At 64.5% G+C, this 26,973-nt stretch carries 23 protein-coding genes; 11 read left to right on the top strand and 12 right to left on the bottom strand.

Annotated elements, in window-relative coordinates; all coding sequences use genetic code 11:
• Positions 1–13: 13 nt before the first annotated feature.
• Entirely contained in the window at positions 14–1,186 is a 1,173-nt protein-coding gene (locus ACVW1B_RS37060; RefSeq protein WP_253605300.1) for an FIST N-terminal domain-containing protein, read from the top strand.
• Positions 1,183–2,556 carry an ATP-binding response regulator gene (locus ACVW1B_RS37055; RefSeq protein ID WP_253605302.1) on the top strand — a complete coding sequence of 458 codons (1,374 nt, stop codon included), beginning with the start codon at positions 1,183–1,185 and terminating at the stop codon, positions 2,554–2,556. The genes ACVW1B_RS37060 and ACVW1B_RS37055 overlap by 4 nt, the downstream gene beginning before the upstream one ends.
• Before the next feature lie 267 nt (positions 2,557–2,823).
• On the opposite strand, the gene ACVW1B_RS37050 is transcribed toward ACVW1B_RS37055, so the two are convergent.
• The 4 genes from ACVW1B_RS37050 to ACVW1B_RS37035 all read right to left on the bottom strand — a co-directional run bounded on the left by ACVW1B_RS37050 (position 2,824) and on the right by ACVW1B_RS37035 (position 7,608).
• The gene (locus ACVW1B_RS37050; RefSeq protein ID WP_253605304.1) at positions 2,824–3,564 is read right to left on the bottom strand and encodes a LuxR C-terminal-related transcriptional regulator; all 741 of its coding nucleotides are present in this window, start codon (positions 3,562–3,564) and stop codon (positions 2,824–2,826) included.
• 280 nt (positions 3,565–3,844) lie between these two features.
• Positions 3,845–4,525 carry a response regulator gene (locus ACVW1B_RS37045; protein ID WP_057021122.1) on the bottom strand — a complete coding sequence of 227 codons (681 nt, stop codon included), beginning with the start codon at positions 4,523–4,525 and terminating at the stop codon, positions 3,845–3,847.
• 135 nt (positions 4,526–4,660) lie between these two features.
• Positions 4,661–5,866, bottom strand: a complete 1,206-nt coding sequence (locus tag ACVW1B_RS37040) for a c-type cytochrome (RefSeq protein WP_309145045.1) — start codon at positions 5,864–5,866, stop codon at positions 4,661–4,663.
• A 26-nt stretch (positions 5,867–5,892) separates the two neighbouring features.
• The gene (locus ACVW1B_RS37035; protein ID WP_225643218.1) at positions 5,893–7,608 is read right to left on the bottom strand and encodes a PQQ-dependent dehydrogenase, methanol/ethanol family; all 1,716 of its coding nucleotides are present in this window, start codon (positions 7,606–7,608) and stop codon (positions 5,893–5,895) included.
• 404 nt (positions 7,609–8,012) lie between these two features.
• Here ACVW1B_RS37035 and ACVW1B_RS37030 point away from each other — a divergent pair, with 404 nt between their 5' ends.
• The 4 genes from ACVW1B_RS37030 to ACVW1B_RS37015 all read left to right on the top strand — a co-directional run bounded on the left by ACVW1B_RS37030 (position 8,013) and on the right by ACVW1B_RS37015 (position 13,088).
• Positions 8,013–8,498: a (2Fe-2S)-binding protein gene (locus tag ACVW1B_RS37030; RefSeq protein WP_028335209.1), complete on the top strand. Its 486-nt coding sequence runs from the start codon at positions 8,013–8,015 to the stop codon at positions 8,496–8,498.
• 90 nt (positions 8,499–8,588) lie between these two features.
• Positions 8,589–10,928 carry a xanthine dehydrogenase family protein molybdopterin-binding subunit gene (locus ACVW1B_RS37025; RefSeq protein ID WP_253605309.1) on the top strand — a complete coding sequence of 780 codons (2,340 nt, stop codon included), beginning with the start codon at positions 8,589–8,591 and terminating at the stop codon, positions 10,926–10,928.
• 13 nt (positions 10,929–10,941) lie between these two features.
• On the top strand, positions 10,942–11,742 hold the full coding sequence (locus ACVW1B_RS37020; protein ID WP_253605311.1) for an FAD binding domain-containing protein: 801 nt from the start codon (positions 10,942–10,944) through the stop codon (positions 11,740–11,742).
• 233 nt (positions 11,743–11,975) lie between these two features.
• Positions 11,976–13,088, top strand: a complete 1,113-nt coding sequence (locus tag ACVW1B_RS37015; protein WP_253605313.1) for a CaiB/BaiF CoA transferase family protein — start codon at positions 11,976–11,978, stop codon at positions 13,086–13,088.
• A 165-nt stretch (positions 13,089–13,253) separates the two neighbouring features.
• Here ACVW1B_RS37015 and hppD read toward each other — a convergent pair whose 3' ends face one another.
• Entirely contained in the window at positions 13,254–14,372 is a 1,119-nt protein-coding gene (gene hppD, locus ACVW1B_RS37010; RefSeq protein ID WP_253605315.1) for a 4-hydroxyphenylpyruvate dioxygenase, read from the bottom strand.
• A 123-nt stretch (positions 14,373–14,495) separates the two neighbouring features.
• Between hppD and ACVW1B_RS37005 the strand changes: the two genes are divergently transcribed.
• Both ACVW1B_RS37005 and ACVW1B_RS37000 read left to right on the top strand, forming a co-directional pair.
• On the top strand, positions 14,496–14,972 hold the full coding sequence (locus ACVW1B_RS37005) for an Lrp/AsnC family transcriptional regulator (RefSeq protein ID WP_253605317.1): 477 nt from the start codon (positions 14,496–14,498) through the stop codon (positions 14,970–14,972).
• An 81-nt stretch (positions 14,973–15,053) separates the two neighbouring features.
• Entirely contained in the window at positions 15,054–15,365 is a 312-nt protein-coding gene (locus ACVW1B_RS37000) for a DUF1272 domain-containing protein (protein ID WP_253605318.1), read from the top strand.
• Between the two features lie 100 nt (positions 15,366–15,465).
• On the opposite strand, the gene fahA is transcribed toward ACVW1B_RS37000, so the two are convergent.
• The 5 genes from fahA to ACVW1B_RS36975 form a co-directional block, all read right to left on the bottom strand.
• The gene (gene fahA / locus ACVW1B_RS36995) at positions 15,466–16,737 is read right to left on the bottom strand and encodes a fumarylacetoacetase (protein WP_253605321.1); all 1,272 of its coding nucleotides are present in this window, start codon (positions 16,735–16,737) and stop codon (positions 15,466–15,468) included.
• A 126-nt stretch (positions 16,738–16,863) separates the two neighbouring features.
• Positions 16,864–18,210, bottom strand: coding sequence for a homogentisate 1,2-dioxygenase (gene hmgA, locus ACVW1B_RS36990; protein ID WP_057021113.1), 1,347 nt, complete (start codon positions 18,208–18,210; stop codon positions 16,864–16,866).
• Between the two features lie 2 nt (positions 18,211–18,212).
• Entirely contained in the window at positions 18,213–19,166 is a 954-nt protein-coding gene (locus ACVW1B_RS36985) for an MBL fold metallo-hydrolase (protein WP_057021112.1), read from the bottom strand.
• Positions 19,167–19,397: 231 nt separating this feature from the next.
• Positions 19,398–19,625 (bottom strand): DUF2783 domain-containing protein, encoded by a 228-nt coding sequence (locus ACVW1B_RS36980; RefSeq protein WP_050401747.1) that lies wholly within the window; start codon positions 19,623–19,625, stop codon positions 19,398–19,400.
• Positions 19,626–19,634: 9 nt separating this feature from the next.
• Positions 19,635–21,263, bottom strand: a complete 1,629-nt coding sequence (locus tag ACVW1B_RS36975; protein WP_253605324.1) for an FAD-dependent oxidoreductase — start codon at positions 21,261–21,263, stop codon at positions 19,635–19,637.
• A gap of 169 nt (positions 21,264–21,432) precedes the next feature.
• Between ACVW1B_RS36975 and ACVW1B_RS36970 the strand changes: the two genes are divergently transcribed.
• Positions 21,433–21,993, top strand: coding sequence for a MarR family winged helix-turn-helix transcriptional regulator (locus tag ACVW1B_RS36970; protein WP_375167041.1), 561 nt, complete (start codon positions 21,433–21,435; stop codon positions 21,991–21,993).
• Between the two features lie 265 nt (positions 21,994–22,258).
• Here ACVW1B_RS36970 and ACVW1B_RS36965 read toward each other — a convergent pair whose 3' ends face one another.
• Positions 22,259–23,218, bottom strand: a complete 960-nt coding sequence (locus tag ACVW1B_RS36965) for an NAD(P)-dependent oxidoreductase (protein ID WP_309145204.1) — start codon at positions 23,216–23,218, stop codon at positions 22,259–22,261.
• Positions 23,215–24,021, bottom strand: a complete 807-nt coding sequence (locus tag ACVW1B_RS36960; protein ID WP_253605326.1) for an N-acyl homoserine lactonase family protein — start codon at positions 24,019–24,021, stop codon at positions 23,215–23,217. Before ACVW1B_RS36960 ends, ACVW1B_RS36965 begins: the two co-directional genes overlap by 4 nt.
• 387 nt (positions 24,022–24,408) lie before the next feature.
• On the opposite strand from ACVW1B_RS36960, the gene ACVW1B_RS36955 reads away from it, so the two are divergent.
• Both ACVW1B_RS36955 and ACVW1B_RS36950 read left to right on the top strand, forming a co-directional pair.
• Complete coding sequence (locus ACVW1B_RS36955; RefSeq protein WP_253605328.1) at positions 24,409–25,968, top strand: caspase family protein; 1,560 nt, start codon at positions 24,409–24,411, stop codon at positions 25,966–25,968.
• A gap of 142 nt (positions 25,969–26,110) precedes the next feature.
• Entirely contained in the window at positions 26,111–26,761 is a 651-nt protein-coding gene (locus tag ACVW1B_RS36950) for an OmpA family protein (RefSeq protein ID WP_253605330.1), read from the top strand.
• Positions 26,762–26,973: the final 212 nt, after the last annotated feature.

Genomic DNA, 26,973 nt, shown 5'->3' with positions numbered 1-26,973 from the left:
AGGGAGAGCGCCTTTGGCGAAGCAGAACGGTGGCACCGCCGACAGTATTGTCGTGGTGCAGGCAAAGACCGACGGGCCGCGGGAAGCAGCCGACGAGATCGCGCGCCAATTGACGGCGGCTGATCTCGCGATGCTCGTGGTGTTCGTGTCGCCGGTCTACGAGCCGCAGACATTCATTGCCGAACTGTCCAGCCGGATGCCCGACGTACCGATCTTCGGCTGCACCACGGCCGGCGAATTGTCGCCCGGCGGTTGGGACGAGGACAGCGTCGTCGCGATGGGCTTCAACGCGGCCGATTTCGTCATCGCGGCCCGGCCGCTGTTCGACCTTTCGACATTTCGGGTCGATCACGGCCGCTCGATCTGCACCGAATTGCAGAACGAATTCGCGCAACGCACCGAGCATTGCGATCACACCCATGATTCCTTCGGGCTGCTCTTCATCGACGGCATGTGCCAGCGTGAGGAGACCATCATGTCGGCGATCTATGCGTCGCTCGGCGACATCCCGGTGGTCGGCGGCTCCGCCGGCGACGGTCTGCGCTTCGAGAAATCGTGGGTCTTCCATGGCGGCGAGGCCTTTACCGATGCCGCCGTCCTGATCCTGATCCGGACCCGGCTGCCGTTCCGCCTGTTCAAGTGCGATCACTTCGAACCGACCTCGACCAAGATGGTGGTGACCGAGGCCGACATCGAGCACCGCATCGTCAAGGAATTGAATGCCGAGCCGGCGGCGCTGGAATATTCCCGCGCCGTCGGCCTCAGCGACAGCAAGCTCGAATTGTTCTCGTTCGCCGCGCATCCCGTGCTGGTTCGCGTCGGCGGCGCCTATTACGCGCGGTCGATCCAGCGCACCAACCCGGACGGATCGCTGCAATTCTTCTGCGCCATCGACGAGGGCATGGTGCTGACGGTGGCGCGCGAGCGCGACCCGATCGACGTGACGAGCCGCCTGCTCAAGGAGCTGACCGAGGATCTCGGCGAGGTCTCGATGTTCATCGGCTTCGAATGCGTGCTGCGCCGGCTCGACGTCGAGCAGCGCCAGCTGTCGCGGGAGATGTCGGAGCTCTATCGCCGCAACAAAGTGATTGGCTTTCAGACCTATGGCGAGCAGTATCGCTCCATGCATGTCAACCAGACGCTGACCGGCATCGCCATCGGCAAGCGGGCACTCGCGCCGCAATGACGGATACCAAGACCACGCGAATTGCGGCGCTCGAACGCGAGGCCGAGAAGCTGCGCAAGATCAACGCGGCGCTGATGTCGCGCGTCGAGCGCTCGACCGATCAGCAGCTCAACGCCTTCTCGCTGTTCGAGACCGCGATCGCGCTGGATCAGCAGGTGCGCGACCGCACCCAGCAGCTCAAGCAGGCGCTGCAATCGCTGGAGAAAACCAATGGTCGCCTGCTGCAGGCCAAGCAGCAGGCCGAAGCGGCGAGCTCGCTGAAATCATCCGTGCTGGTCTCGGTCACCCACGATCTGTTGCAGCCGCTGAATGCGGCGCGGCTGACGCTGTCCGCGCTGACCGAGATGGCAACCGAGTCCAAGAGCGTCGCGCTGACCGATCAGATCGACCGTTCGCTGGCGACGCTCGAGGACATGCTGCGGACGCTGCTCGACATCTCCAAGCTCGATGCGGGCGTGCTCAGGCCCGAATTCGGACCGGTCGCGATCGCCTCGCTGTTCGAGCCGCTGGAGCAGGAATTTGTCGCGACCGCCGCCAAGCGCAATCTCGGTTTCCGGATCATGCCGTCGTCCGCGGTCGTTCGCTCCGATCCGCTGATGCTGCGACGGATTCTGCAAAACCTCGTCGCCAATGCGCTGCGCTACACCCAGCGCGGCAGCGTGCTGATGGGATGCCGTGCCAGGGGCGATGACATCTGCATCGAGGTGCACGACACCGGGCCGGGCATTCCGGAAGCGCAGCGCGAAGCCATCTTCGTCGAGTTTCAGCGCGGCGAAACCAGCGCCGGCGACAAGGCCGGCATCGGGCTTGGTCTTTCGATCGTGCGCCGGTTTGCCGACTTGCTCGGACATGACATCAGGCTGAGCTCGCGCGCCGGCAAGGGCTCGGTGTTCTCGGTCACCGTGCCCCGCAGCCAGGATCCGGTTGCGATCCCGGTGCGCGAACAGGCCAGCGTCGACTATCGCTATGGCGGCATGGAGGGCGCCAAGATCCTGCTGATCGAGAACGACCTCTCGAGCGCCGAGGGGCTCGCCCATTTGCTGGAGAAATGGGGCTGCGACGTCGCGGTGACGATCTCCAAGACCGAGGCGCTCGAGCGCATCCACGCGCTCGACGGCATTCCCGACGCCATCATCGCCGATCTGCATCTCGACAATGGCGAGACTGGCATTCAGGCCGTCGATGTCATCCGCGGCGCGATCAACGCCAAGGTGCCGGCGATCATCGTGACCGCCGACTACTCGGCCAAGGCCGCCTCCGACGTATCGGCCTTCGGCCATGAGCTGTTGAAGAAGCCGATCAAGCCCGCCGAGATGCGCTCGCTGCTGTCGTTCCTGCTGGCGGCGGAGCAGTCGGGTGCGCGGTTATGAGCAGAGCGTTTTCGAGCGAAGTGGATACCGGTTCGCATGAAGAAAACGCGTCAAGACAAAAACCTGGAGCCTTTCCCGTTGCGATTCCATCGAAACGGGAAAGGCTCTAGTGTCCCGAATCCGAAGTTCGCATCATTTGCCGCACCTTCGGAGCGAACTTCGGATTCGATAAGGACACTAGCAAACTTATGATTCTAGTGTGCATTATGAATGCGAAGTTCGTGAACGTGGCTGCCGCGAAATCGCACGAACTTCGCATTCAGCACACTAGGCGCCATGCGACGACGGCGAGGCCGTCACCGGCGCGTGGTCGTGCTTGCCGAAGTCCAGCTTCGACAGCGCGATGATGGCCTCGGTGCGGCTGCGCACGCCGAGCTTGCGCAGGATCTCCGAGACATGCACCTTCACGGTGGTGACCGAGATATCGAGCTCATAGGCGATGTGCTTGTTCTGCAGGCCGCGGCAGATCATGTCGAGCACGCGAAGCTGCTGCGCGGTGAACTGGCCGAGCTGCTGCACCAGCTCGCGCGTCTCGGCCTGGGCCTTCCGCGCGGCGGCGGTATCGCGAAAGCGCGGCGGCAGGCACACCGCGCCTTCGAGAATGCCGCGCAACAGCCGCGCCAGCTCGAGCTTCGGCGTCGACTTCGGGATGTAGCCGGAAATCCCGAGCGAGATCGCGCCGCCGACGATCCGGGGATCGTCGTGCGCCGACACGATCACCAGCGCGCTGCGCGGCGCGGCGGCACGCACCCGGTAGGCGCCGAGCAGGCCCGTGGTGCCGGGCATCGACAGATCGAGCAGGATCAGATCGAGGCCGTCGCGCGCCGCGATCACATCCAGCGCACCGTCGATCGACGTCGCCTGCAGCACCTCGGCATCGGGAAACTCGGCCCCGATCACGCCGATCAGGGCGGCACGGAACAGCGGGTGATCCTCGACGATCAGCAGTCGAGGCGTACCCGCCTTGCCGAGCGGCGGCTCGTCCGCCAGGGGCGCGGTCGTGGTCAATGCTGCGCCGTCCTCCCTCGGATGCTCATAACAGCCATTGTGCGCACGACGTTATCTCAAAGCCGGATGGCAGCCTATAGGCAGGATTTCCAATGCGCCCGCCTCGCAGTGCAGCACGGCTAGTGTCCCGAATCCGAAGTTCGCATCATTTGCCGCACCTTCGGAGCGAACTTCGGATTCGATAAGGACACTAGCAAACTTATGATTCTAGTGTGCTTTATCAATGCGAAGTTCGTGAAAGTGGCTGCCGCGAAATCGCACGAACTTCGCATTCAGCACACTAGGGCGCCTTCTCCGGCTTTGCGCCCGAACAGGCCTCCGGGACCGGAAGCGGAATCTTGCCGAGCTCGATGATCGCCTTGTTGCGGCTGAACAGCTTCAGCTTGCGCAGGATCTCGGTGACATGCGCCTTCACGGTGGATTCCGCGAGCTTGAGCTCGGCGGCGATCTCGCGGTTCTGCAGGCCGCGGATGATCAGATGGAGCACGCGGATCTGCTGCGGCGTCAACTTCTGAATGCGTTCGCGCAGCGTCCGCGCCGTCTCGGACTGTTCCAGCGCACCGACCGCGACGAAATCCCGCGGCGCGGAGACCGACCCGCTCAGCACACGCGCGATCGCCTGCGAGAGCTCGCCGAGCGAGGTCGACTTCGGCAGATAGCCGACCGCACCCATCTCGAGCGCCTCGCGGATGGTGTGCTTGTCCTCCTCGCTCGAGACGATGGCGATCGGCAGCCGCGGATAGCGATCCCTGATCTTCTGGAAGCCGGAGAAGCCGACCACGTCGGGCAGCAGCAGATCGAGCAGCGCCAGGTCGATATTCGGCTCGCTGGCGAGGATGCCAAGGGCCCCCTTGATCGAGGTGGCCTCATAGATCCGGGCATCGGGATGCGAGATGCGGATGGCGTTGCCAAGCGCCTCCCCGAACAGGGGGTGATCGTCGATGATCAGGAACCCCATCATGAGGACCCTCGCACTGCCCAAGCCTCCGTTCCGATTGGATCGGAACGGGACTCTCGATTCATGTTCTGACGCGTTTTCTTCACGCGAACCGGTATCCACTTCGCTCGAAAACGCTCCTCTTGCGGACCGCAGCTTCTAGTTCGATCCGCCAGTATCCTGCACGCTCTGCAGATAGACATATACGTTTCTGAGCTCGTCGTCGCTGAAGACGTCCTTCCAGGCCGGCATGCCCTTGGCCGGCCGCCCGTCATGGACCGTCTTCCAGAATGTCGATTCCATGTCGTCAGCATAGCGCTTCTTGAGCAGCCTGAGATCGATCTTTCGCTCGGCTTGCACCGCGTCCGGGCCGTGGCAATGCGCGCAGGTTCCGTTGAAGACCTCCCGCCCGGCGGTGGCATCCCCCTTGGCGTCGCCGGCGGTCGCGGCGGTCTGAACCGGTTTCTCGGCCGCCGCGGCCGCCTGCCCGACCGTGACGGGCTCGCTGGCGCCGACGGACGACGTCGTCGCGCGGTCGGCCTCGCCGAACTTCACCGGTGCGCTGTTCGGCACGCCATATTTGGCAAACAGGGCGGCAATCTCCCCCTGCAGCCCCGGCAGCACGCCGTCGACTTCATCGCGCAGCGCGCCGGACGCCTTGGCGAAACCGATCGCGGTCGCCCAGAGCAGGCCGTCGCCCTCGGTCGACACGATCTGATATTTGTCGCCGTAGCTGGTCTTGTTGAGCCAACCCGCCACCGGCGCCCAGATGAAGGCGATGTCGACCTTGCCCTGTGCGAGCGCCGCCATACCCTCCTCCGGGCTGAGCACGGTGACCTTCCGGATGTCGTCGCGCAGCGCGAGCAGGTTCTGCGGCGTCGATTGATACTGCACCGCAACCCGCAATCCCCTGAGGTCGTCGAGGCCGGCAAGCTTGCGGTCCTTGCTGCCGACCAGCGCATAGCCCTCATGGGCGATCGGCTTCGAGAAGATCACCGCCGGGCCCATGAAATCGTCGATCAGCGGCAGGCCGACCATGGCGTCGCACTGTTTGCTGAGCAACGTCTCCCGCACCGTGCGCTTGCCGAAATAGGACTTGTACCAATTGGTGCTCACCGTGCGGCCGAGCTTCTGCGCCACCGCCTGGCCGATCTCGAGATAAAGGCCGGGCTTGCCCGGGTCGTCGCTCGAGAAAGGCAGGTTGCTCGGATCGGCGCAGAGCCGCAGCGGCGGCTTTGTCTCGTCGGCGCCGGCCGCCAGGGCCGGCACCATGAGCAGGGCGGAGAGCAGCACGGTCCGGATTGCATGTTCCAACCGCGTGTTGCGCGAGGGGGTGCGCAGTTCGTTTCGGGCGATGCAAGACACGGGCAATGCTGCCTCCTTGACGATCGTTACTGCAGGGCGAACACGAACAGCGAGCCGCCTTCGGGCGCCGCGGCGACCATCTTCTTGCCGATGTCACCGAGGAAGGCCGGCAGCGCCGCGGTGCGTCCGACCACGATCGCGACATACTGCTTGCCGTCGACCGAATAGGTCACTGGACCTGCACCGATGCCGCTGCCGAGGTTCTTGCTCCACAGCACCTTGCCGTTCTTGGCATCGATGGCGCGGAAGTCGCCATGCAGGTTGCCGGAGAACACCAAATTGCCGCCGGTCGTCAGCGTGCCGCCGTTGAAGGGCAGGTCTTCCTTGATGCTCCACACCTTCTTGTTGGCGATCGGATCCCAGGCCACGAGCTCGCCGAGGAAGCCGCCGGGGCCCGGCTTGGTCGGGAATTCGGCGCCAAGATAGAACACGCCGCGCTTGTAGTTCACGTCAGAGACCGACCAGTCCATGCAGACATTGTTGCTCGGGATGTAGACGAGGCCGGTCTGCGGGTTGAACGACATCGGCTGCCAGTTCTTGCCGCCGATCAGGTTCGGGCAGATGTCCTTGGCGGGATGGCCCGGGCCCGGACGCTTGTCCGGATCCTCTTCCGCCCGCATCGTGTTGACGTCCCACTTCTTGGCCCAGTTGGCGAAGACGTATTTCTCCGCGGAGATCACCTTGCCGGTCTCGCGGTTGGCCACGAAGAAGAAGCCGTTGCGGTCCGCCTTCATCAGCACGGGCGTCTCGGTGCCCTTGATCTTGAGGTCGGCGAGCAGCAGCTCGTTGACGCCGTCATAGTCCCAGGCATCGGCCGGCGTGCCCTGGATATGCCACTTGATCTTGCCGGTGTTGGGATCGATCGCCAGCGTCGAGGCCGTGTAGAGGTTGGTCAGCTTGCCGAAATTGCCGTCGCCGGTGGAGCGCACCGCGGTATTCCACGGCCCCGGATTGCTGGTACCCCAGTAGACCGTGTCGGACTTGGCATCGTAGGAGCCGACCAGCCAGGCGGCGCCGCCGCCGTGCAGCCCGGTGTCGCCCTTCCAGGTGTCGCTGCCGGGTTCGCCCGGCGCCGGCACCGTGTAGGTCTGCCAGAGCAGCTTGCCGTCCTTGAGCGAGAACGCCTGCAACGCGCCGCGGACGCCGTATTCGCCGCCGCCGAAACCGGTGATGACCTTGTCGCGGACGACGAGCGGCGGCGAGGTGATGACCGAGCCCTGCTTGTAGTCGACGACCGTCGAGGTCCAGAGCTCCTTGCCGGTCTCGGCGTCGAGCGCGGTCAGCTTGCCGTCGAGCCGGCCGACGAAGATCTTGCCGTCGGCATAGGACACGCCGCGATTGTTGACGTCGCAGCAGGCGTATTGGAGCACGTCATCCGGAATGTCGGGCTGCCAGGTCCATTTGCGGGCGCCGGTCGCGGCATCGATCGCATAGACGTATTTCGGGCCCCACGAGGTCGACACATACAGGTTCTTGCCGATCACAACCGGCGACGACTCGTTGGAGCGGAGCGAAGCCAGCGACAGCGAATAGACCAGCTGCAGCTTGCCGGCATTCTCGGAGTTGATCTGCTTCAACGGGCTGAAGCGCGTATTGCCGTAATCGTGGCCGGCGATTGCCCATCCGTTGGGATCGGACGCCGCCTTCACGACGGAATCATTAGCTTTCGACGCACCAATGCCTGCCAGCACCATGGCGACCAGCGACACGCCGGCAAAGAAAATCCCGCTCCTCAGCTTCATTGGCTTCCTCCAATATGGTTTCGTTGCCGCGATGGGTGCATCGCGCGCGCGTCTCTCGACCCAATTTCGTGAACCAGCGATCTTCCGTCGCTGCGTCGGCGATGAAAATGACAGCAACGCTTTTGCGTCGTTATAGGCGGAAGGTAGTAGCGATCGCGGCGACGATTTTGGCGTGCGGCGAGCACCGTCAGTTTGCCGAAAACCGCTTGCGCTGCCGGGCAATTTCGTCGCGCCGGAGCACGCCGCCGGCTGCTTGCAAATTGCCCATTGAACGGCCGCCTGCTAGGATCGCAGGCACTGCCCGGCGCCTTCATGACAGGGCCGCGACTACGACTTTGATCGCGGTTACGACCCACATGAAGCGTGGTCTACTGGGCCCATAACGAAGCTATTGGGAGAAACGCGTGTCTACAGTCAAACTGACGGTAAACGGCAAGGCGGTCTCGGTCGACGTTGAGGACCGAACCCTCCTCGTGCACCTCTTGCGCGAAAACCTGAACCTCACCGGCACCCATGTCGGCTGCGATACCAGCCAGTGCGGCGCCTGCGTCGTCCATGTCGATGGACGGGCGGTCAAATCCTGCACCATGCTGGCCGGCCAGGCCGCGGGCTGCAACGTCACCACGATCGAAGGCCTCGCCAAGGGCGACGAGCTGCACCCGATGCAGGCGGCGTTCCGCGACAATCACGGCCTGCAGTGCGGCTATTGCACCCCCGGCATGATCATGTCCGCTGTCGACATCGTGCACCGCCATGGTGGCAAGCTCGATGAGGAAACGGTTCGCCACGAGCTCGAGGGCAATATCTGCCGCTGCACCGGCTACCACAACATCGTCAAGGCGGTGCTCGACGCAGCCGGCCGCATGAAGGTTGCGCAGGCCGCCGAATAGCGCGCCACGCACCGCACACGATCAAGCTCACCACCGCCGGTCTCGATGGAAACGGCGGCAAATCGAATCTCCGGTCGGGAGGACTAGACAATGGGTGTTGAAGGAATTGGCGCACGTGTCGTGCGCAAGGAAGATCGCCGGTTCATCACCGGACAAGGACGTTACGTCGACGACGTCAAAATGGTCGGCATGAGCTACGCTCACTTCATCCGCAGCCCGCATGCCCATGCCAAGGTCAAGGGCATCGATTCCGCCGAGGCCATGAAGATGCCCGGCGTGATCGCGGTGCTGACCGGACAGCAGATCGTCGACGACAAGGTCGGCAATTTGATCTGCGGCTGGGCCATCACCTCGAAGGACGGCTCACCGATGAAAATGGGCGCGTGGCCGGCTATGGCGCCGGAGACCGTGCGCTTTGTCGGGCAGGCGGTCGCGGTCGTGATCGCCGAGACCAAGAACCAGGCCAGGGACGCCGCCGAAGCGGTCGTCGTCGATTACGAAGAACTTCCCGCGGTGCCTGACATCAAGGCCGCGATCAAGCCGGGCGCCGCGCAGCTTCATCCCGAAGCTCCCGGCAACATCGTATATGACTGGCATCTCGGCGACGAAGCCGCGGTCAAGGATGCCTTCGGCAAGGCGGCCAATGTGGTGACGCTCGACCTCACCAATAACCGCCTGGTGCCGAACGCGATGGAGCCGCGCGCGGCGATCGCGCATTACGACCAGGCCGAAGAGCACTACACGCTCTACACGACGTCGCAGAATCCGCACGTCGCCCGCCTCGTGCTGTCGGCGTTCTACAACATCGCGCCCGAGCACAAGCTGCGCGTGATCGCGCCCGACGTCGGCGGCGGCTTCGGCTCCAAGATCTACATCTATCCCGAAGAGATGGTGGCTCTGTGGGCCTCGAAGAAGGTGGGCCGCCCGGTGAAGTGGACCGGCGACCGTTCGGAAGCCTTCCTCACCGACGCGCATGGCCGCGACCATGTCTCGAAGGCGGAGTTGGCGTTCGACAAGGACAACAAGATCCTTGGTCTGCGGGTAAAGACCCACGCCAATTTCGGCGCCTATATGTCGCTGTTCTCCTCGGCCGTCCCGACCTATCTCTACGCGACGCTGCTGTCGGGCCAGTACGTGATTCCGGCGATCTATGCCGAGGTGATCGGCGTCTACACCAACACCACGCCGGTCGACGCCTACCGCGGCGCCGGCCGCCCCGAGGCCAGTTTTCTGATCGAGCGCATGATGGAGACGGCGGCGCGGCAGTTGAAGGTCGATCCGACCGAGCTGCGCAAGAAGAACTTCATCACCCAGTTCCCGTATCAGACGCCTGTAATCATGGCGTATGATATCGGTGACTTCCACGCTTCGATCGATGCCGCGATGAAGGCGATCGACTATGCCGGCTTCCCGGCCCGCAAGGCCAAGGCCAAAGCCGACGGCAAGCTGCGCGGCATCGGCATCTCCTGCTACATCGAGGCCTGCGGCATCGCGCCGTCGAAGGCGGTCGGCAGTCTCGGCGCCGGCGTTGGCCTGTGGGAATCGGCGGAGATCCGCGTCAACCCGGTCGGCACCATCGAGGTGCTCACCGGTTCGCACAGCCACGGCCAGGGTCACGAAACGACGTTCTGCCAGATCATCGCGGAGCGGCTCGGCGTGCCGATCAGCCAGGTCTCGATCGTCCATGGCGACACCGACAAGGTGCAGTTCGGCATGGGTACCTACGGCTCGCGCTCGCTCGCGGTCGGCGGTACGGCGATCGTGAAGGCGATGGAGAAGGTCGAGGCCAAGGCCAAGAAGATCGCGGCGCATGCGCTCGAGGCGTCCGAGAGCGACATCGTGATCGAGAACGGCGAGTTCAAGGTCACCGGCACCGACAAGTCGATCGCGCTGCCGATGGTCGCGCTCGCCGCCTACACCGCGCATAATTTGCCTGACGGCATGGAGCCCGGCCTGAAGGAGACGGCGTTCTACGACCCGACCAACTTCACCTTCCCGGCCGGTGCCTATATCTGCGAACTCGAGGTCGATCCCGGCACCGGCAAGACCTCCTTCGTCGACTTCGTGGCGGCCGACGACTTCGGCCGGCTGATCAACCCGATGATCGTCGAAGGCCAGGTCCACGGCGGCCTTGCGCAGGGCATCGGCCAGGCACTGCTCGAAGGTGTGGTCTATGACGGCACCGGTCAGCTCATGACCGCGTCCTTCATGGACTACACCATGCCGCGGGCCGACGACCTGCCCTCGTTCCAGCTCTCCCACACCACGACGCTGTGTCCGGGCAACCCGCTCGGCGTCAAGGGCTGCGGCGAAGCCGGCGCGATCGGCGCCTCGGCTGCCGTGATCAATGCGATCACGGACGCGATCGGCAACAACAAGCTGGAAATGCCGGCGACGCCCGATCGCGTCTGGCACGCCATTCACGGTTGAGGGAGGAAGAGCCATGTACGAGACAAATTATCACCGCGCTTCCTCGGTCGCTGACGCCGCCGCAACCTTCGCCAAAGGCGCGGAATCAAAATTCCTCGCCGGCGGACAGACCCTGCTGCCCGTGATGAAGCAGCGTCTTGCCGCGCCTTCCGACGTGATCGACCTCTCCAAGGTGCAGGAGATGATCGGCATCGAGGTGTCGGGCGACACGGTCACCATCAAGGCCGCGACTCCGCATTACGATGTGGCGCAAAGCGACGCGGTGCAGAAGGCGATCCCGGCGCTCGCCAATCTGGCGTCGATGATCGGCGATCCCGCCGTGCGCTATCGCGGCACGATCGGCGGCTCGCTCGCCAACAACGACCCGGCGGCGGATTATCCGGCGGCGGTGCTGGCGCTCGGCGCGACGGTCAAGACCAACAAGCGGTCGATCGCGGCGGATGATTTCTTCAAGGGCCTGTTCACGACGGCGCTCGAGGATGGCGAGATCATCACCGCGGTGTCGTTCCCGATCCCGGCCAAGGCGGGCTACGCGAAATTCCCGAACCCCGCCTCGCGCTTCGCACTGACCGGCGTGTTCGTCGCCAAGACCAAGTCGGGCGACGTCCGCGCCACCGCCACCGGTGCGTCGCAAAGCGGCGTCATGCGGGTCGCGCCGATCGAGCAGGCGCTGAAGGCGAACTGGGCGGCCTCGGCGCTCGACAGCGTCAATATCCCGGCGAGCGGCCTGCTCGCCGACATCCACGGCTCGGCGGATTACCGCGCCAACCTCGTGAAGGTGATGGGACAGCGGGCGGTGACGACCGCGGGCTGATAGCGCCTAAACACAAGTCTGCAACGGCGCGCAGCGATGCGCGCCGTTCGCGTTTTACCGGCGGCACAGGACAAAAGGTGCTTGCCACATCCCCCATTAGGCGAGACAATTTAGCTAATCAGCTAATTAAAAATACCGTCCCACGGACGGCTGGGAGAACGCATGAAGTTCGGCAACCAAGCCAGCCGTGACATCTCAGCCGCCCAGCGCCCCGCAACCAACGGAAGAACAACGTGCTCGATAAACCCGCCTCCCAGACCGCCGCTCGCACCTCGGGCCCGCTCGCCGGCTTCCGCATCGTCGAATTCGCCGGCATCGGCCCCGGCCCGTTCGCCTGCATGCTGCTCGCCGACATGGGCGCCGAGGTCATCACGCTCGATCGGGTCGGCGCCGGCAAGAATCTGAAGGCGGTCGCAACCCGCGGCCGCAAGGTCATCGAGCTCGACCTCAAGAACAAGGTGGCGGTTGCTGAAGCGCTCGACCTGCTCGGCCATGCCGACGCGCTGATCGAGGGCTTTCGTCCCGGCGTGATGGAGCGCCTCGGCCTCGGCCCCGATGTCGTGCTCGCGCGCAATCCAAAACTGGTCTATGGCCGCATGACCGGCTGGGGCCAGGAAGGCCCGCTGGCCAATGCCGCCGGCCATGACATCAACTACATCTCGATCACGGGTGCGCTGGCTGCGATCGGCACCAAGGAGAAGCCGGTGCCGCCGCTCAACCTGGTCGGCGATTTCGGCGGCGGCGCGCTCTACCTCGTGGTCGGCGTGCTCGCAGCGCTGCTGGAAGCGCAGAAGTCCGGCAAGGGCCAGGTGGTCGATACCGCGATGTGCGACGGCGCGGCCTCGCTGATGTCGATGTTCTACGACATGGCCGCGCAGGGCCGCTGGAGCGGCGGTCGCGACCAGAATTTCCTCGACGGCGGCGCGCATTTCTATGGCGTCTACGAATGCTCCTGCGGCAACTTCATCTCGATCGGCTCGATCGAGCCGCAGTTCTACGCGCTGCTGCGTAAGCACGCCGACCTGACCGACGCCGACTTCGACGCGCAGATGGATCGCAAGGCCTGGCCGGCGCTGAAGGAGAAGCTGACCCGGGTGTTCAAGAGCAAGTCGCGCGCGGACTGGTGCAACATCATGGAAGGCACCGACATCTGCTTCGCGCCGATCCTGACCATGGAGGAAGCGCCGAAGCATCCGCACATGGCGGCCCGCCAGGTGTTCGTCGAACGCCACGGCGTCACCCAGCCCGCCCCCGCGCCGCGTTTCTCGCGCACGCCGTCGACAATCCGCGAGCCGGAGCTGGCGAATATCGGGGATGTGACCAGCGCGTGGAAGGCGGGGAAGTAATTCACCGTCGTCCCGGCGAAGGCCGGGACCCATTACCCCAAATGCCGGCTATTGTGCGACGTTGGGGCCGCTATCCCTTCTACAACTAGACTCGGTGGTTATGGGTCCCGGCCTTCGCCGGGACGACGACTGAGAGTTGTGAGCGAACGCGCTCCCCTCCAAGGCCTACGCCGCGTGATCGACCTTCAGCACGCCGCGGCGGATCTGGTCTTCCTCGATCGATTCGAACAGCGCCTTGAAGTTGCCTTCGCCGAAGCCGTCGTCGCCCTTGCGCTGGATGAACTCGAAGAAGATCGGCCCGATCGCGTTGGCCGAGAAGATCTGCAGCAGCACCTTGGTCTGGCCACCGTCGACCACGCCCTCGCCGTCGATCAGGATGCCGTTGGTCCTGAGCCGCGCGACGTCCTCGCCATGCTTGGGCAGCCGGGCGTCGATCCGCTCGAAATAGGTGTCGGGCGGCGACGGCATGAACGGCAGGCCGTCGGCGCGCAACCTCTCGACCGTCGCGTGGATGTCGCGCGCGCCGCAGGCGATGTGCTGGATGCCCTCGCCGCGGTAGACGTTGAGATATTCCTCGATCTGACCGGAATCGCCGGCGTCCTCATTGATCGGAATCCGGATCTTGCCGTCCGGACTGGTCAGCGCACGGGAGAACAGGCCGGATGCGCGGCCCTCGATGTCGAAGAAACGGATCTGACGGAAGTTGAACAGTTTTGCATAGAAGCCGGTCCAGACATCCATCCGGCCGCGATGGACGTTATGGGTGAGGTGATCGACGTAATACAGGCCCGAGCCTGCGGGGCGCGGGTTGGCCGCGCCGAGCCACTCGAACTCGGCATCATAGGCCGAACCCTTGGCGCCGTAGCGGTCGACGAAATAAAGCAGGCTGCCGCCGATGCCCTTGATCGCGGGCACATCGAGCGTCTTCGCTGCAGGCGAGACATCCGCCGGCTCCGCGCCGAGCGCGATCGCGCGTTCATAGGCATGCTTGGCATCGACGACGCGGAATGCCATCGACGGCGCGCAGGGACCGTGCGCGGCGACGAAGTTGAAGCCGTGGCTGCCCGGCTCCTCATTGACGAGATAGTTGATGTCGCCCTGGCGATAGACCGTGATCTGCTTGGTCCGGTGGCGGGCGACCGCGACGAAACCCATCAGCTTGAACAGGGCGTGCAGCTCCGCCGGATTCGGATGGGCATATTCGACGAACTCGAAGCCGTCGGTGCCCATCGGGTTCTCAGTGCTGATTTCGGCCGGCGGCGCATCGTGCGGAAACGGACCCATGGCGGCAACTCCCTGATTTGTCTGGAGATCAGTTTCCGTCATTTTCTGCACAACGTGCGTGCAAAATAGGTCCCATTTTGCTAGCCTTGCGCACGATCCGTGCACGAAATGGATATTTGACGCATGCCTGAAGTGGACGCCTTCGACCTGAAAATGCTCGCCGCCCTGCAGGACGACGGCCGGCTGACCAACCAGCAGCTGGCCGACCTCGTCGGGCTGTCGGCATCGCAATGTTCGCGGCGGCGGATGCGGCTGGAGGAGGAGAAGGTCATCGCCGGCTACCACGCCGACCTCGCCGGCGAGGCGCTGGGCTTCGGTCTGATCGCCTTCATCCACATCACGCTTGCGACCCACTCGCCCGACAACGCCAAGCGGTTTCGCGAACTGGTCAACCGGGTCGATGATATCCAGGAGGCCTATGCGCTGACCGGGGATGCCGACTACGTGCTCAAGGTGATGCTGCGCGACCTCAAGAGCCTGTCCGACATCGTCAACAACGTGCTGATGCCGCACCAGAGCGTGGCCCATGTGCGCTCCTCGATCGTGCTCGACCGGCTAAAGGAGAGCATCAGGCTGCCGCTGAAGTCGCTACAGGCGTGATGGCTCGAATCGAGGGAAATCCGCCATTCGCTTTTGCGGCTTGGCTTGCGATCATTCCGACAACGGCAAGAGAGACGAACCATGGCGCTGCAGCTGCGACCGAACTGCGAATATTGCGACAAGGACCTGCCACCCAGCGCCATCGACGCGCGGATCTGCTCCTATGAATGCACGTTCTGTGCGGATTGCGCCGAGACCAGGCTCGGCAATGTCTGCCCGAACTGCGGCGGCGGTTTTGCGCCGCGGCCGATCCGCCCGGCCAAGCCGTGGCGGCCGGGTGTCTGCACGGTCAACCAGCCGCCGTCGGACAAGCGGGTGCATTTGAAGTACAGCCTCGAGGACGTCGCGGCGAATACGGCGCGCTTGAGGGATGTCAGGCCCGAGGAACGGTAGCTGGCCAACCCGTCATTCCGGGATGGTCCGAAGGACCATACCCGGAATCTCGAGATTCCGGGCTCGATGGCTACGCATCGCCCCAGAATGACAGCGCGAGCTACTCCGCCGCGATGATCGTGCCTTCGACCTCGCCGAAGCCGACGCGATAGCCGTCGCCCTGGCACCAACCGCGCATGACCAGCGAATCGCCGTCCTCCAGGAACGACCGCGTCACGCCGCTGGCAAGTTCGACCGGCTCGGTGCCGTTCCAGCTGATTTCCAGGAGACTGCCGCGCTGGTGCTTTTCGGGGCCGGAGATCGTGCCGCTGCCGAGGAGATCGCCGACATTCATCGCGCAGCCGCTCGAGGCATGGTGCACGAGCTGCTGCACCGACGACCAGTACATGTATTTGAAGTTGGTGCTGCAGATTGTCTTCGCCTCGTTCATTGCACCAGCGCGCAGCGCGACGTCGAGCTGCATGTCGTAATTGTTCGGCTGGGTCTGCTTGAGGTACGCCAGCGGCTCCGGCTGCTGCGCCGGGCCCTGCATGCGGAACGGCTCGAGCGCCTCGCGCGTCACCACCCACGGGCTGATCGAGGTCGCGAACGCCTTGGCCTGGAACGGGCCGAGCGGCACATACTCCCACTGCTGGATGTCGCGCGCGCTCCAGTCGTTGAGGATGACGAAGCCGAAGATCATCTCCTCGGCCTGCTTCTCCGTCAGCATCTCGCCCATCGGCGAGGCCTGGCCGACGACCACGCCCATCTCGAGCTCGAAGTCGAGCCGCTTGCAGGCGCCGAAGCTCGGCACCTCAGCGGTCGGCGGCTTCAGCTGGCCGCGGGGGCGGCGCACTTTGCTGCCCGACACGACCACCGTCGAGGCGCGGCCGTTGTAGCCGATCGGCATATGCAGCCAGTTCGGCTGCAGCGCATTGTCCTTGCCGCGGAACATGACGCCGACATTGGTGGCGTGCTCCTTCGACGAATAGAAATCGGTGTAGCCCGAGACCGCAAACGGCATGTGCAGCCTGACGTCGGCCATCGGCACCAGCGCCCGCGCCCGCAATTCCCTGTTGTCGCGCAGCTCCGGATGATCCGAGCGGAGCAGCTCGCTGATCCGCGCCCGCGTCGCCGACCACACTTTCGGCCCGAGCGCCATGAAGGCGTTGAGCGACGGCTGCGAGAACACGCCGAGCGGCCCGACATCGAGCCGCGAGTCCTGCTCGAGCTCCCAGAGGTCGAGCACATAATCGCCGATCGCAACGCCAACGCGCGGCGCAAGGCCATCCTTCGACGAGAACACGCCGTAAGGCAGGTTCTGGATCGGGAAGTCGGAGGTCGGTGCGACGTCGATGAAGGAGCGGAGCGTTGGGTCGTTGGGATGGGGCACTGATTCCTCCAATCAGAAAGTCGTCATGCTCAGAAAGCTGTCATGCCCGGGCTTGACCCGGGCATCCATCTTCGGAAAGCGCGATGGATCGCCGGGTCAAGCCCGGCGATGACGAGGGACACAAATTCACGGCTTGTTCGGGTCGAACTTCTTCTCCAAGCCCTTCCAGCAATCCGAGTAATCGTCCTGCAGCGTCGACGATTTCGCCGCATGTTCGGTCACGCGCTGCGGGAAGCGGGTCTCGAACATGAAGGCCATCGTGCCGGTCAGCTTCACCGGCTTCAGCTCGCTGTTGCTGGCGTGCTCGAAGGCTTCGCGGTCGGGGCCGTGCGGCAGCATGCAATTGTGCAGGCTGATGCCGCCGGGCACAAAACCCTGCGGCTTGGCGTCGTAGACGCCGTAGATCAGGCCCATGAACTCCGACATGATGTTCATGTGGTACCACGGCGGGCGGAAGGTGTTGTCGGCCACCATCCAGCGCTCCGGGAAGATCACGAAGTCGATATTCGCGGTGCCCGCGGTCTCCGACGGCGAGGTCAGCACCGTGAAGATCGAGGGATCGGGATGATCGAAGGCGATCGCGCCGACCGGCGAGAAGGTACGCAGATCGTATTTGTAGGGCGCGTAATTGCCGTGCCAGGCGACCACGTCGATCGGCGAATGCGGCAGCGTGGTCTTGAACAGCGAGCCGCCCCATTTCACGTAGAGCTCGGTCGGCGTGTCCTTGTCCTCGTAGCTCGCGACCGGCGTCAGGAAGTCGCGTGAATTGGCGAGGCAATTGGCGCCGATCGGGCCACGCTCCGGCAGCGTGAACGCGCCGCCGTAATTCTCGCAGAGATAGCCGCGCGCCGGGCCGCCGGGAATTTCGACGCGGAACTTGACGCCGCGCGGGATCACCACGATCTCGCCCGGCTCGGCGTCGATCCGGCCGAACTCGGTGACGAAACGCAGATTGCCCTGCTGCAGCACGAACATCATCTCGCCATCGGCATTGTAGAAATGCTGATCGACCATCGATTTGGTGATGAGGTAGATGTGTGCCGCCATGCCGGCCTGGGTGTTGGCATCACCCGCCGTGGTCATGGTCTGCACGCCCTGCAGGAAGGTCATGTCCTCCTTCGGGATCGGCGCGGGGTCCCAGCGCAGCTGTGCGATCGGCATGTCGTATTCGTGGCACGGCGCGGTGCGCCACAGCCCGCTATCTGCCTTGGCGAAGCGGCCGGAGTGCCGCACCGACGGGCGGATGCGATAGAGCCAGGAGCGCTCATTGGTGCCGCGCGGCGCCGTGAACGGCGAGCCGGACAATTGCTCGGCATAGAGCCCGTAGGCGCAGCGCTGCGGCGAATTGCGCCCCATCGGCAGCGCGCCGGGCAAGGCCTCGGTCTCAAAACTGTTGCCGAAGCCGGACATGTAGCCCGGGGTGACCTGCCCTGAGCTGCGCACGATCTGATCAGGCGAGGTATTGATGTTCATCGCTATCCTCCTTGCAGGGCGGCCCACATTTCCTGGTCGCGCTTGTCGGTCCAGATCACGGGATCGTCGATCCCCGACGCCTCGTCATAGGCGCGCGAAACGTTGAACGGCAGGCAGTGCTCGTAGATCGCAAACTTCGAGAACTTCGGATCCATCACCTCGCGCGTCGCCGCCATCGATTCCTTCAGGCTGCGGCCCTTGGCGACGGAGGATTCGGCGGCGCCGTAGAGCGTGGTGACGAAATCGCGCGTCATCGCGATCGCATCGCGCCCGGTGGCAAGCCCCTTCAGCGCGTCGCCGCGGCCCGGCGCGATCGCCTTCGGATTGAAGGCGCGGATCTCGTTCAGGGTCGTCGGCCATTCGCGCAAATGCGCATCGCCGCAATAGCAGGCCGAGTGATATTCAATCAGATCGCCGGAGAACATCACCTCGGCATCCGGCACCCAGGCGACGATGTCGCCCGAGGTATGGCCGGCGCCGAGCTGCATCAGCCGCACCTCGCGCTTGCCGAGATAGATCGACATCTCGCCTTCAAAGGTCAGCGTCGGCCAAGTCAGGCCGGGGATGCTCGCGGCATCCTGGAACAGCCGCGGGAAGCGGCCATATTCGGAATCCCAATCCTGCTGGCCGCGCTCCTCGATCAGGCGATAGGTTTCCTGCGAGGCGACGATGCCTTGCGCGTGATAGGCGGAGGCACCGAGCACACGCACCGCATGATAGTGCGACAGCACGACATATTTGATCGGCTTGTCGGTGACGGTCTTGACCCGCTCGATCACCTTGTTGGCCATCGCCGGCGTCGCCTGCGCGTCGAACACCAGGCAGCCGTCGTCGCCGACGATCACGGCGGTGTTGGGATCGCCCTCGGCGGTGAAGGCATAGAGGTCGGTGCCGATCTCGGAGAAGGTGACCTTCTTCTCCGAAAGATCCGTGGTCGATGCGAAACCTTTGGCCATCAGTTCAATCCTGTCCGTTCAAGAGCATTCGCCCCCTCTCCCCGTTCTTACGGGGAGAGGGTTGGGGTGAGGGGCTGTCTCCGCATACACGGCGACAGATGTGTCTGCGGAAGCTCCCCCTCACCCGGAACGCATCTGACGATGCGTTCCGACCTCTCCCCGCAAGCGGGGCGAGGTGAGGCGGAGGCTGCTGCGCGACTTGATAAAGATCCATCCTGATTCAGCTCGTAACTATTGTTGTTGCTGCTGTTGCTGCTGGCTTGCATCAAGCATCCGCCGCTTCGCCAGCGCGATCGCCTCGCGCAGCACGTCGAGATCGCCGATATGGTTGGCGAGCACCAGAACCAGCGCAGCATCGAGATCGGCGCTCTGCGCCTCGGTGAGGCCGCGATGGGCCTCGACGATGGCGCGGAAGGCGTCGTCGGGCTTTGCGAAATTCGAACTGGTCGACAGCGCCATGACTGCTCCTCAGTTCAGGCCGGCTGCGCGTGCCAGCGCCGCATCAAGTGCCGGCCGCGCCGCGTTGCGGAAACGTGCCGCGACATAGCCGTCCGGCCGCAGCAGATAGGCGGTGCCGGGCTCGGCATCGTAGCGCTTGCCGGCAAGGCCCTGCGCGTCGACCAGCCCATCCTCGCCGCCGATCCGGATGCTGCCGACGCCGTCCGGGACATCGACCGCAGCGCCATTGCCAAACTCCAGCAGCGTGAAGCGCGTTCCCTGCCTGATGAAAACGTCGGTCAGGTAGGTGGAACCCCCGCCCTGCTCCGTCACCGGCGCATCCAGCATCGAGGCGCCCGGCCGCGGACCGCCGCGCCAATCGTCGCGATCGCCGCTCGACAGCGGCGTATCGTAGACCGACGGCACCGACAGCCGCCCGCCATTGACCATGCGCTTGCCGAACTCGGTATCCTTGGCGAGCGACAGCACCGCCTGGCGCAGCCGTGCTTCCTGTTTCGTCACCGGCGCCATGAAGTCAGTCGAGCGGGTGGACTCGCGGATGTTCTCGTCCGCCGCCGCGCTGCGCTCGATGTGGTAGCTCTCCAGCAAGCCCTCCGGCGACAGCCGGCGCAGCACGCGGTCGAGCTTCCACGCCAGATTCTCGGCGTCCTCAAGCCCGGAATTGGCGCCGCGTGCGCCGAACGGCGAGACCTGGTGGGCGGAATCCCCGGCAAAGATCACCCGGCCGTGGATGAACTTGGCCATCCGGCGGCACTGAAACTTGTAGAGCGAGATCCATTCGAACTCGAACTTGTCATGGCCGAGCATGCGCTCGATCCGCGGCCGGACATTCTCGGGCTGCTTCTCGGCCACCGGATCGGCATCCGGGTTGAGCTGCAGATCGATCCGCCAGATGTCGTCCGGCTGCTTGTGCAGCAGCGCCGAGCGTCCGGCATGGAACGGCGGATCGAACCAGAACCAGCGCTCGGTCGGGAACGCCGCCGTCATCTTGACGTCGGCGATCAGGAACTGGTCCTCGAACACCTGGCCCGCGAACTCCGCGCCGACCATCTGCCGCAGCGAGGAACGAGCACCATCGCAGGCGACCACGAAGGTCGCGTGCACCTGGTAGGAGCCGTCAGGGGTTGCGATGGTCAGCGCAACGCCATCGTTGCGGCTCTCCAGCGCGATCACCTTGTTGCGCCAGCGCAGGTCGATTTCAGGCAGTTGCCCGACCCGGTCGACCAGATAGGCCTCGGCGTAGAACTGCTGCAGATTGATGAAGGCGGGCCGCTTGTGGCCCTCCTCGGGAAGCAGATTGAACTGATAGAGTTGCGAGGCGCCGTGGAAGATCTTGCCTACGCTCCACACCACGCCTTTCTCGACCATGCGGTCGCCGACCCCGAGGCGATCCCAGAACTCAAGCGAGCGCTTCGAGAAGCAGATCGCGCGCGAGCCTTCGCCGATCCGGTCGGCATCGTCGAGCAGCACCACGCGCTGGCCGCGCTGCGCGAGATCGATCGCGAGCGACAGTCCCACCGGCCCGGCGCCGACCACGACGACGGGATGCTCCGCGACGTTGGCACCCGAGCGCTCCTGGTCGGGGTGACGGCGATAGCCGAACTGGGTTTTGGCCTGTGCCGTGTTGGCGTGTGCCATTGCGTGACCCTGGATGTTTCCCTTGCGCCGCGGCCTCTGGCTGCGGTTCTGTGTGACCGGCTTGCGACCGGGACCTTGCGAGCCGGCCGCGACCTTGCTAAATTAGTCTCACTTGCAACTATCTTAAACCCCCAGTCGGGGTTGCCGTCAACTCAAATTGGAGGGATTTTTGGCACGGACCTCTGCAAGCCAGCCTCCAGCCCGGCCGCGCAGTGCCGTGGAAGCGGAGCTGCGCGACACTATCGCGCCGACCAAGAAGCGCCTCGATCTCTTCCATTTCATGCCGTTCCGCCTGAACCGGCTGGCGGCCGAGGTGTCCTCGGCGCTGTCGAGCGAATATCAGGCGCGCTACGGCCTCGACATTCCGGAGTGGCGCGTGCTCGCAACGCTCGGCTTCCGCAGCGATCCCTGCAGCGCGCAGTACATCGCGCACTGCACGCGCACCCATAAATCCACCATCAGCCGCGCGGTGTCGGCGCTGATGGAGCGCGAGATCGTCGAGCGCGTCGAGAACGCCGACGACCGCCGCGAATTCCGCCTGCGACTGACCAAAACGGGCCAGGCGCTCTACGAGGAACTGATCCCGCGCCTGCTGCGCAAGGAACAGGAGATCTTGTCCTGCCTCTCCGCACAGGAACGCCGCGACCTCGGCCGCTTGCTCGGCAAGGTCGAGAACAGCCTCGAACTGGTGCAGACCAGCGAAGAGGCCGACGCCAAGGACGTGTATTAGGCTCACTCAACCCGTCATCCTGAGGAGCGCGCAGCGCGCCTCGAAGGATGCACGGCCCGGCTGGTGGCCGTCGACCCTTCGAGACGCGCGCAAGAGCGCGCTCCTCCAGCGACAAAGGCGAAGCCTTTGCGCGGGGGTGACGGTGATGGAATTTTGTGCGCGGCCCCCTCGATCGTCATTGCGAGCGAAGCGAAGCAATCCATACATCCCAGCATGTGGGACGATGGATTGCTTCGTCGCTACGCTCCTCGCAATGACGGTGCCGTTACGCCCTGTCGATATGTGTCGCGATGACAGGGAAATAATTGTCCTTCGATCCTTTGTCGATCGCTTCCTGCAGCACCGTGCCGATCAGCTCCGCACCGCGGATCTTGATGCCGGCATCGGCGGCGAGCTCCAGCGCGTAGGACAGATCCTTCAGCGCATATTCGGTCGAGAATGCGCGCTCGGGAAACACGCCGGGCACGATCGCCTTCATGCCATGGTTGCGCAGCGCAAAGCTGTCGGCCGAGCCCTTCGACAAGGTTTCCAGCAGCAGCTTCGGATCGACGCCGTTATGCTTCGCCACCGCGACAGCCTCGGCCAGCGCGTTCACGGTCTCGAACAGCACCATGTTGTTGAGGATCTTGGTCACCTGCCCGGCGCCGACGTCACCGCAATTGGTGACATCGGTGGCGAAGCAGCGGATCAAGGGCTCGATCGCGGCATAAAGCGCGGGCACCGCGCCGACCATCACGCTGAGCGTGCCGTCCTGCGCCGCCTGCCGCGTGCGCGCGATCGGTGCGTCGACCCACGCCGCGCCCTTGGCCTGCAACTGCGCGGCGAAATCGCGGGTCTGGCTGACTGAAGACGTGCCGAGATCGACCACGATCTGGCCGCTTCTCGTGTTCTTCAAGATGCCGTCGCCTTCGAACACCGCGCGCACGTGCCTGGCGCTCGGCAAGCAGAGGAACAGCACATCGCTCTGCTTGATGACGTCGGCGACCGACGCGGCAACCTCGGCACCGTCGGCGCGCAACCGCTGCAGCGGTTCGGCCGAGAGGTCGAACACGACAACGCGCTTGCCGCTCTTCTTGACGAGGTTGCGGCAAATCGGCTCACCCATCACGCCGAGGCCGATGAACCCGAGAGTCTTGGTGTCAGTCGTCTTGGTGTCAGTCATATCGCTTCTTTTTGACGTTTCTTGACGTGCTGCAGACGTGCCTCGCCCAACCGGCGAGGCTATTTCGCGAACGATCGCGACGGCGCCAGATGCAGCGCGAACGCGTCGACCTTGTCGCTGACGCGCGGATAGATCTCGCTGACGATCGGATCGTGACCGGGAATGAAGCGGTCCGGATGACCGGCGAGCCGCTCGACGGTTTCCCAGCCCTGCGCCATGTCGCCGACATTGTAGACGATCGGGAACGGGCTGCGCTTGTGCAGGTTCGCATAATAATGCGCGGCATCCGACGCCAGCACGACCGGGCCGCGCGCGGTCTCGATGCGTACCACCTGCAGGCCGTCGGAATGGCCGCCGACGCGATGCACGGTGACGCCGGGTGCGATCTCGCCGTCGCCGGAGTGGAAGGTGACGCGCTCGCCATAGACGTGGCGCACCATCTGCGTGACGTGCTCGATGGAGAACGGATGGCGCAGCATGCCGTTGCACATGCAGCGGCCGGTCGCGTAGCTCATTTCGCGTTCCTGCAGATGGAATTTGGCGTTCGGGAAGCGATCCAGATTGCCGGCGTGGTCGTAATGCAGGTGAGTGACGACGACATCCTTGATGCTGTCGGCACTGACGCCGAAGCCGGCCAGCGCGTCGACCGGGTTGAGCGTCAGCTTGCGGGCGCGCGCCTTGGCCTCCTCGGCGTTGAAGCCGGTGTCGACCAGGATGTCGCGGCCATGGCCACGGATCAGCCAGACGAAATAATCCAGGTCCTGCGCGGTGGTGTCGTGCGGATCGGGCACCAGGAAGTTGAGGTGGGGCGTGCGCGGCGACATCGTCGCATAGCGCAGGGCGTAAATCTCGTAGGCGTTTCCCATCGGTTTCGCTCTTGTTTGCAAGGCCTGTTTGAACGGCTTGTCTTTGAATGGCTTGCCGTCCCGAACACAAAGCCATCGCCTCGCGCAAAGGTCAAACCGTGCGGCGTGCGACGAGCGCATGACAGGGTGGCGACAGCCTTCGTGAGTGCAGGCACGTTATCGGCCCGCAGGAACCAGCACCGTGCCGGATGACGATGGCCGCCATGACCGCATGCTGCTGCACTGCGGTCTGGCTGGTATCACCGCGATAAACGATGCTGCCGCAAGCCGTTGACGGGGGCTTGGCCGTGGTTTGATAATGGATTTTCGCTAGAGTAAGGTTCCCGAGGCGCAGGCTGGAAGCGGCGCCATTTCACTGGAATGCCGCGATCTGGATTTGCTGCGATTATGAAAATCCGCCTTGCCTTGCTCGCCACGCTGATTTTTTCAATCGCGGCGCCCACTTTGTCCTTTGCCGCCGGCGACCGTTTCGCGCTGGTCATCGGCAATGCCAAATATCCCGACGCCGACGCACCGCTAAAGGAGCCGGTCAATGACGCACGTGACGTCGCCGACGAGCTCAAGCGCGACGGCTTCACCGTCGAGGTCGGGGAGAACCTGACCGGCGACGGCATGCGCCGCGCCTTCGACCGGCTCTACGGCAAGATCAAGCCGGGCTCGGTCGCCCTGATCTTTTTCTCCGGTTACGGCATCCAGTCGAACCGGCAAAGCTACATGATCCCGATCGATGCGCAGATCTGGGCCGAGGCCGACGTGCGCCGCGACGGCTTCAGCCTCGAGACCGTGCTCGGGGAAATCAACAGCCGTGGCGCCGGGGTGAAGATCGCCTTGATCGACGCCTCGCGGCGCAACCCGTTCGAGCGGCGCTTCCGCAGCTTTTCGGCAGGGCTCGCCCCGGTGATCGCCCCCAACGGCACATTGGTGATGTACTCGGCCGCTCTGTCGTCCGTCGTCTCCGACAATGGCAGCGACCACAGCCTGTTCGTGCGGGAACTCCTGAAGGAGATCCGCACCCCCGACCTGATGGCCGAGGAAACGCTGAACCGCACCCGCGTCGGCGTCACCCGCGCCTCGCGGCAGGAGCAGGTGCCGTGGATCTCGTCGTCACTGGCCGAGGATTTCTCGTTCATTCCGGCCGGCGCAGGCGGGCCGTCGAACGCCGCGTCAGCACCCGCCGCGTCGCCGTCACCGGAGGTGGCAACGGCACCGCCGGTCGCGCCTCCGCCGGCTCCGCCCGCCGCAACGCCGACACCGCCTGCGGCAACCCCGACGCCACCTGCGGCAACAGCGCCGACACCATCACCGGCGCCGCCGACGCCTCCGGTTGCGGCAGCGCCGACTGCACCGCCACCCCAGCCCAAGGCGCCCGAGATCGCCCTGCCGCCGCCCGCCGCTCCGCCGCCGGTGGTGATCCAGCCCACGCCGGCGCCGAGCAATTCGCCCGTGCTCGCCGATGATCCGACGATCAAGAGCCTGAGCGAAAAGCTGGACAAGAATCCCGACGACGCAGCGGCGCTGTATCGCCGCGGCCAGGTCTATGCCAGCAAGGGGGCCTACGACCTTGCGGTGAAGGACTTCACCAATTCGCTGCGGCTGAACCCGAAGGATGTCGAGGCCTACAACAACCGCTGCTGGGTCCGCACCGTGATCGGCGACCTGCAGGCAGCGCTGAAGGACTGCAACGAGGCGCTGCGGCTGCGTCCGAACTTCGTCGATGCGCTCGACAGCCGCGGCTTGATGAACCTGAAGGGCGGGCAGAACAAGAACGCGATCGCCGATTTCGACGCCGCGCTGAAGATCAACCCGCGTCTGACCTCGTCGCTGTACGGGCGCGGGCTCGCCAAGCAGCGCAACGGCGCGGTCGCGGAGGGCGATCTCGACATCGCCAACGCCAAGGCGATGGACCCGAACATCGTCAAGGAATTCGCCGACTACGGCGTGCAGTGACAGACCGACGAAGACCTGCCCGCGGCTCGAACCGCGGACGGAATTGCGCGACTAATCAGAGGGTGCGTGCCGGGGCAGCAACGCCGGCGATCAATCTGAATAGTTGCCTGGAACCGCGCCAGCTTGCGCAAGAGGGACCGAAATGTTCAAGCCGTCGGCAAAGGCCGCGATCGTTTCAATCATGACCGTTGGCGCCGCGCTGTCGTTCGGCATGGCCGTCGCCCATGCCGGCGACGTCACCGAAGATCAGATCATCAAGGCGCTGACGCCCGACAAGAAGCCGCTGACCCGCGGCCTTTCGGCCGGCCCGCAGACCACCTCGCCGGAGCTGAATGCCGACCAGGCCAAATTCGTGCAGAGCGTCCGCGGCCGCGCCACCCGCTCGCTGTCCTCGGCGGAACGCGAGGAAATCGCGACCATCGTCCAGGACAAGCCGAAGATCGATCTCGAGATCAACTTCGACTACAACTCCGCCGACATCAGCGCGAAGTCGCTGCCGTCGGTGCAGGCGCTCGGCCGCGCGTTGACCAATCAGGACCTGAAGGGCTCGACCTTCGTGGTCGCCGGCCACACCGACGCCGCCGGCGGCGAGGACTACAATCAGGGGCTTTCGGAGCGCCGCGCCGACGCCATCAAGCGCTATCTCGTCGACAAATACGGCATCAACGGCACCGATCTCGTCACCGTCGGCTATGGCAAGAGCAAGCTGAAGGACCCGAACCATCCGATGGCGGAGGTGAACCGGCGCGTGCAGGTCGTGAACGTGGAAAACAAGGCCACCGCCGCCAAGTGATGGGCGGTGGCGTGGCCCCTTTTTGAGGCTACAATGCGTCCCGCACCCCGGCGGGGCGCATTTGCTTTAGGGCCAATGCTGTTGGGCCGAGCCCCAACGCGGCCCACAGGTGACCCGCCTCACATGACGTCAGGGCATGATCCGGAACAATGGCACCGGCCTTCCGAATGCCCAGGCAATACGATAGCGAGCATGATGAGACTTCGACCAAC

The sequence above is a fragment of the Bradyrhizobium sp. USDA 4502 genome (genome assembly GCF_054063355.1).
Note: the sequence above shows the minus strand (reverse complement) of the source record. Positions and strands in the feature narration are given on the sequence as shown.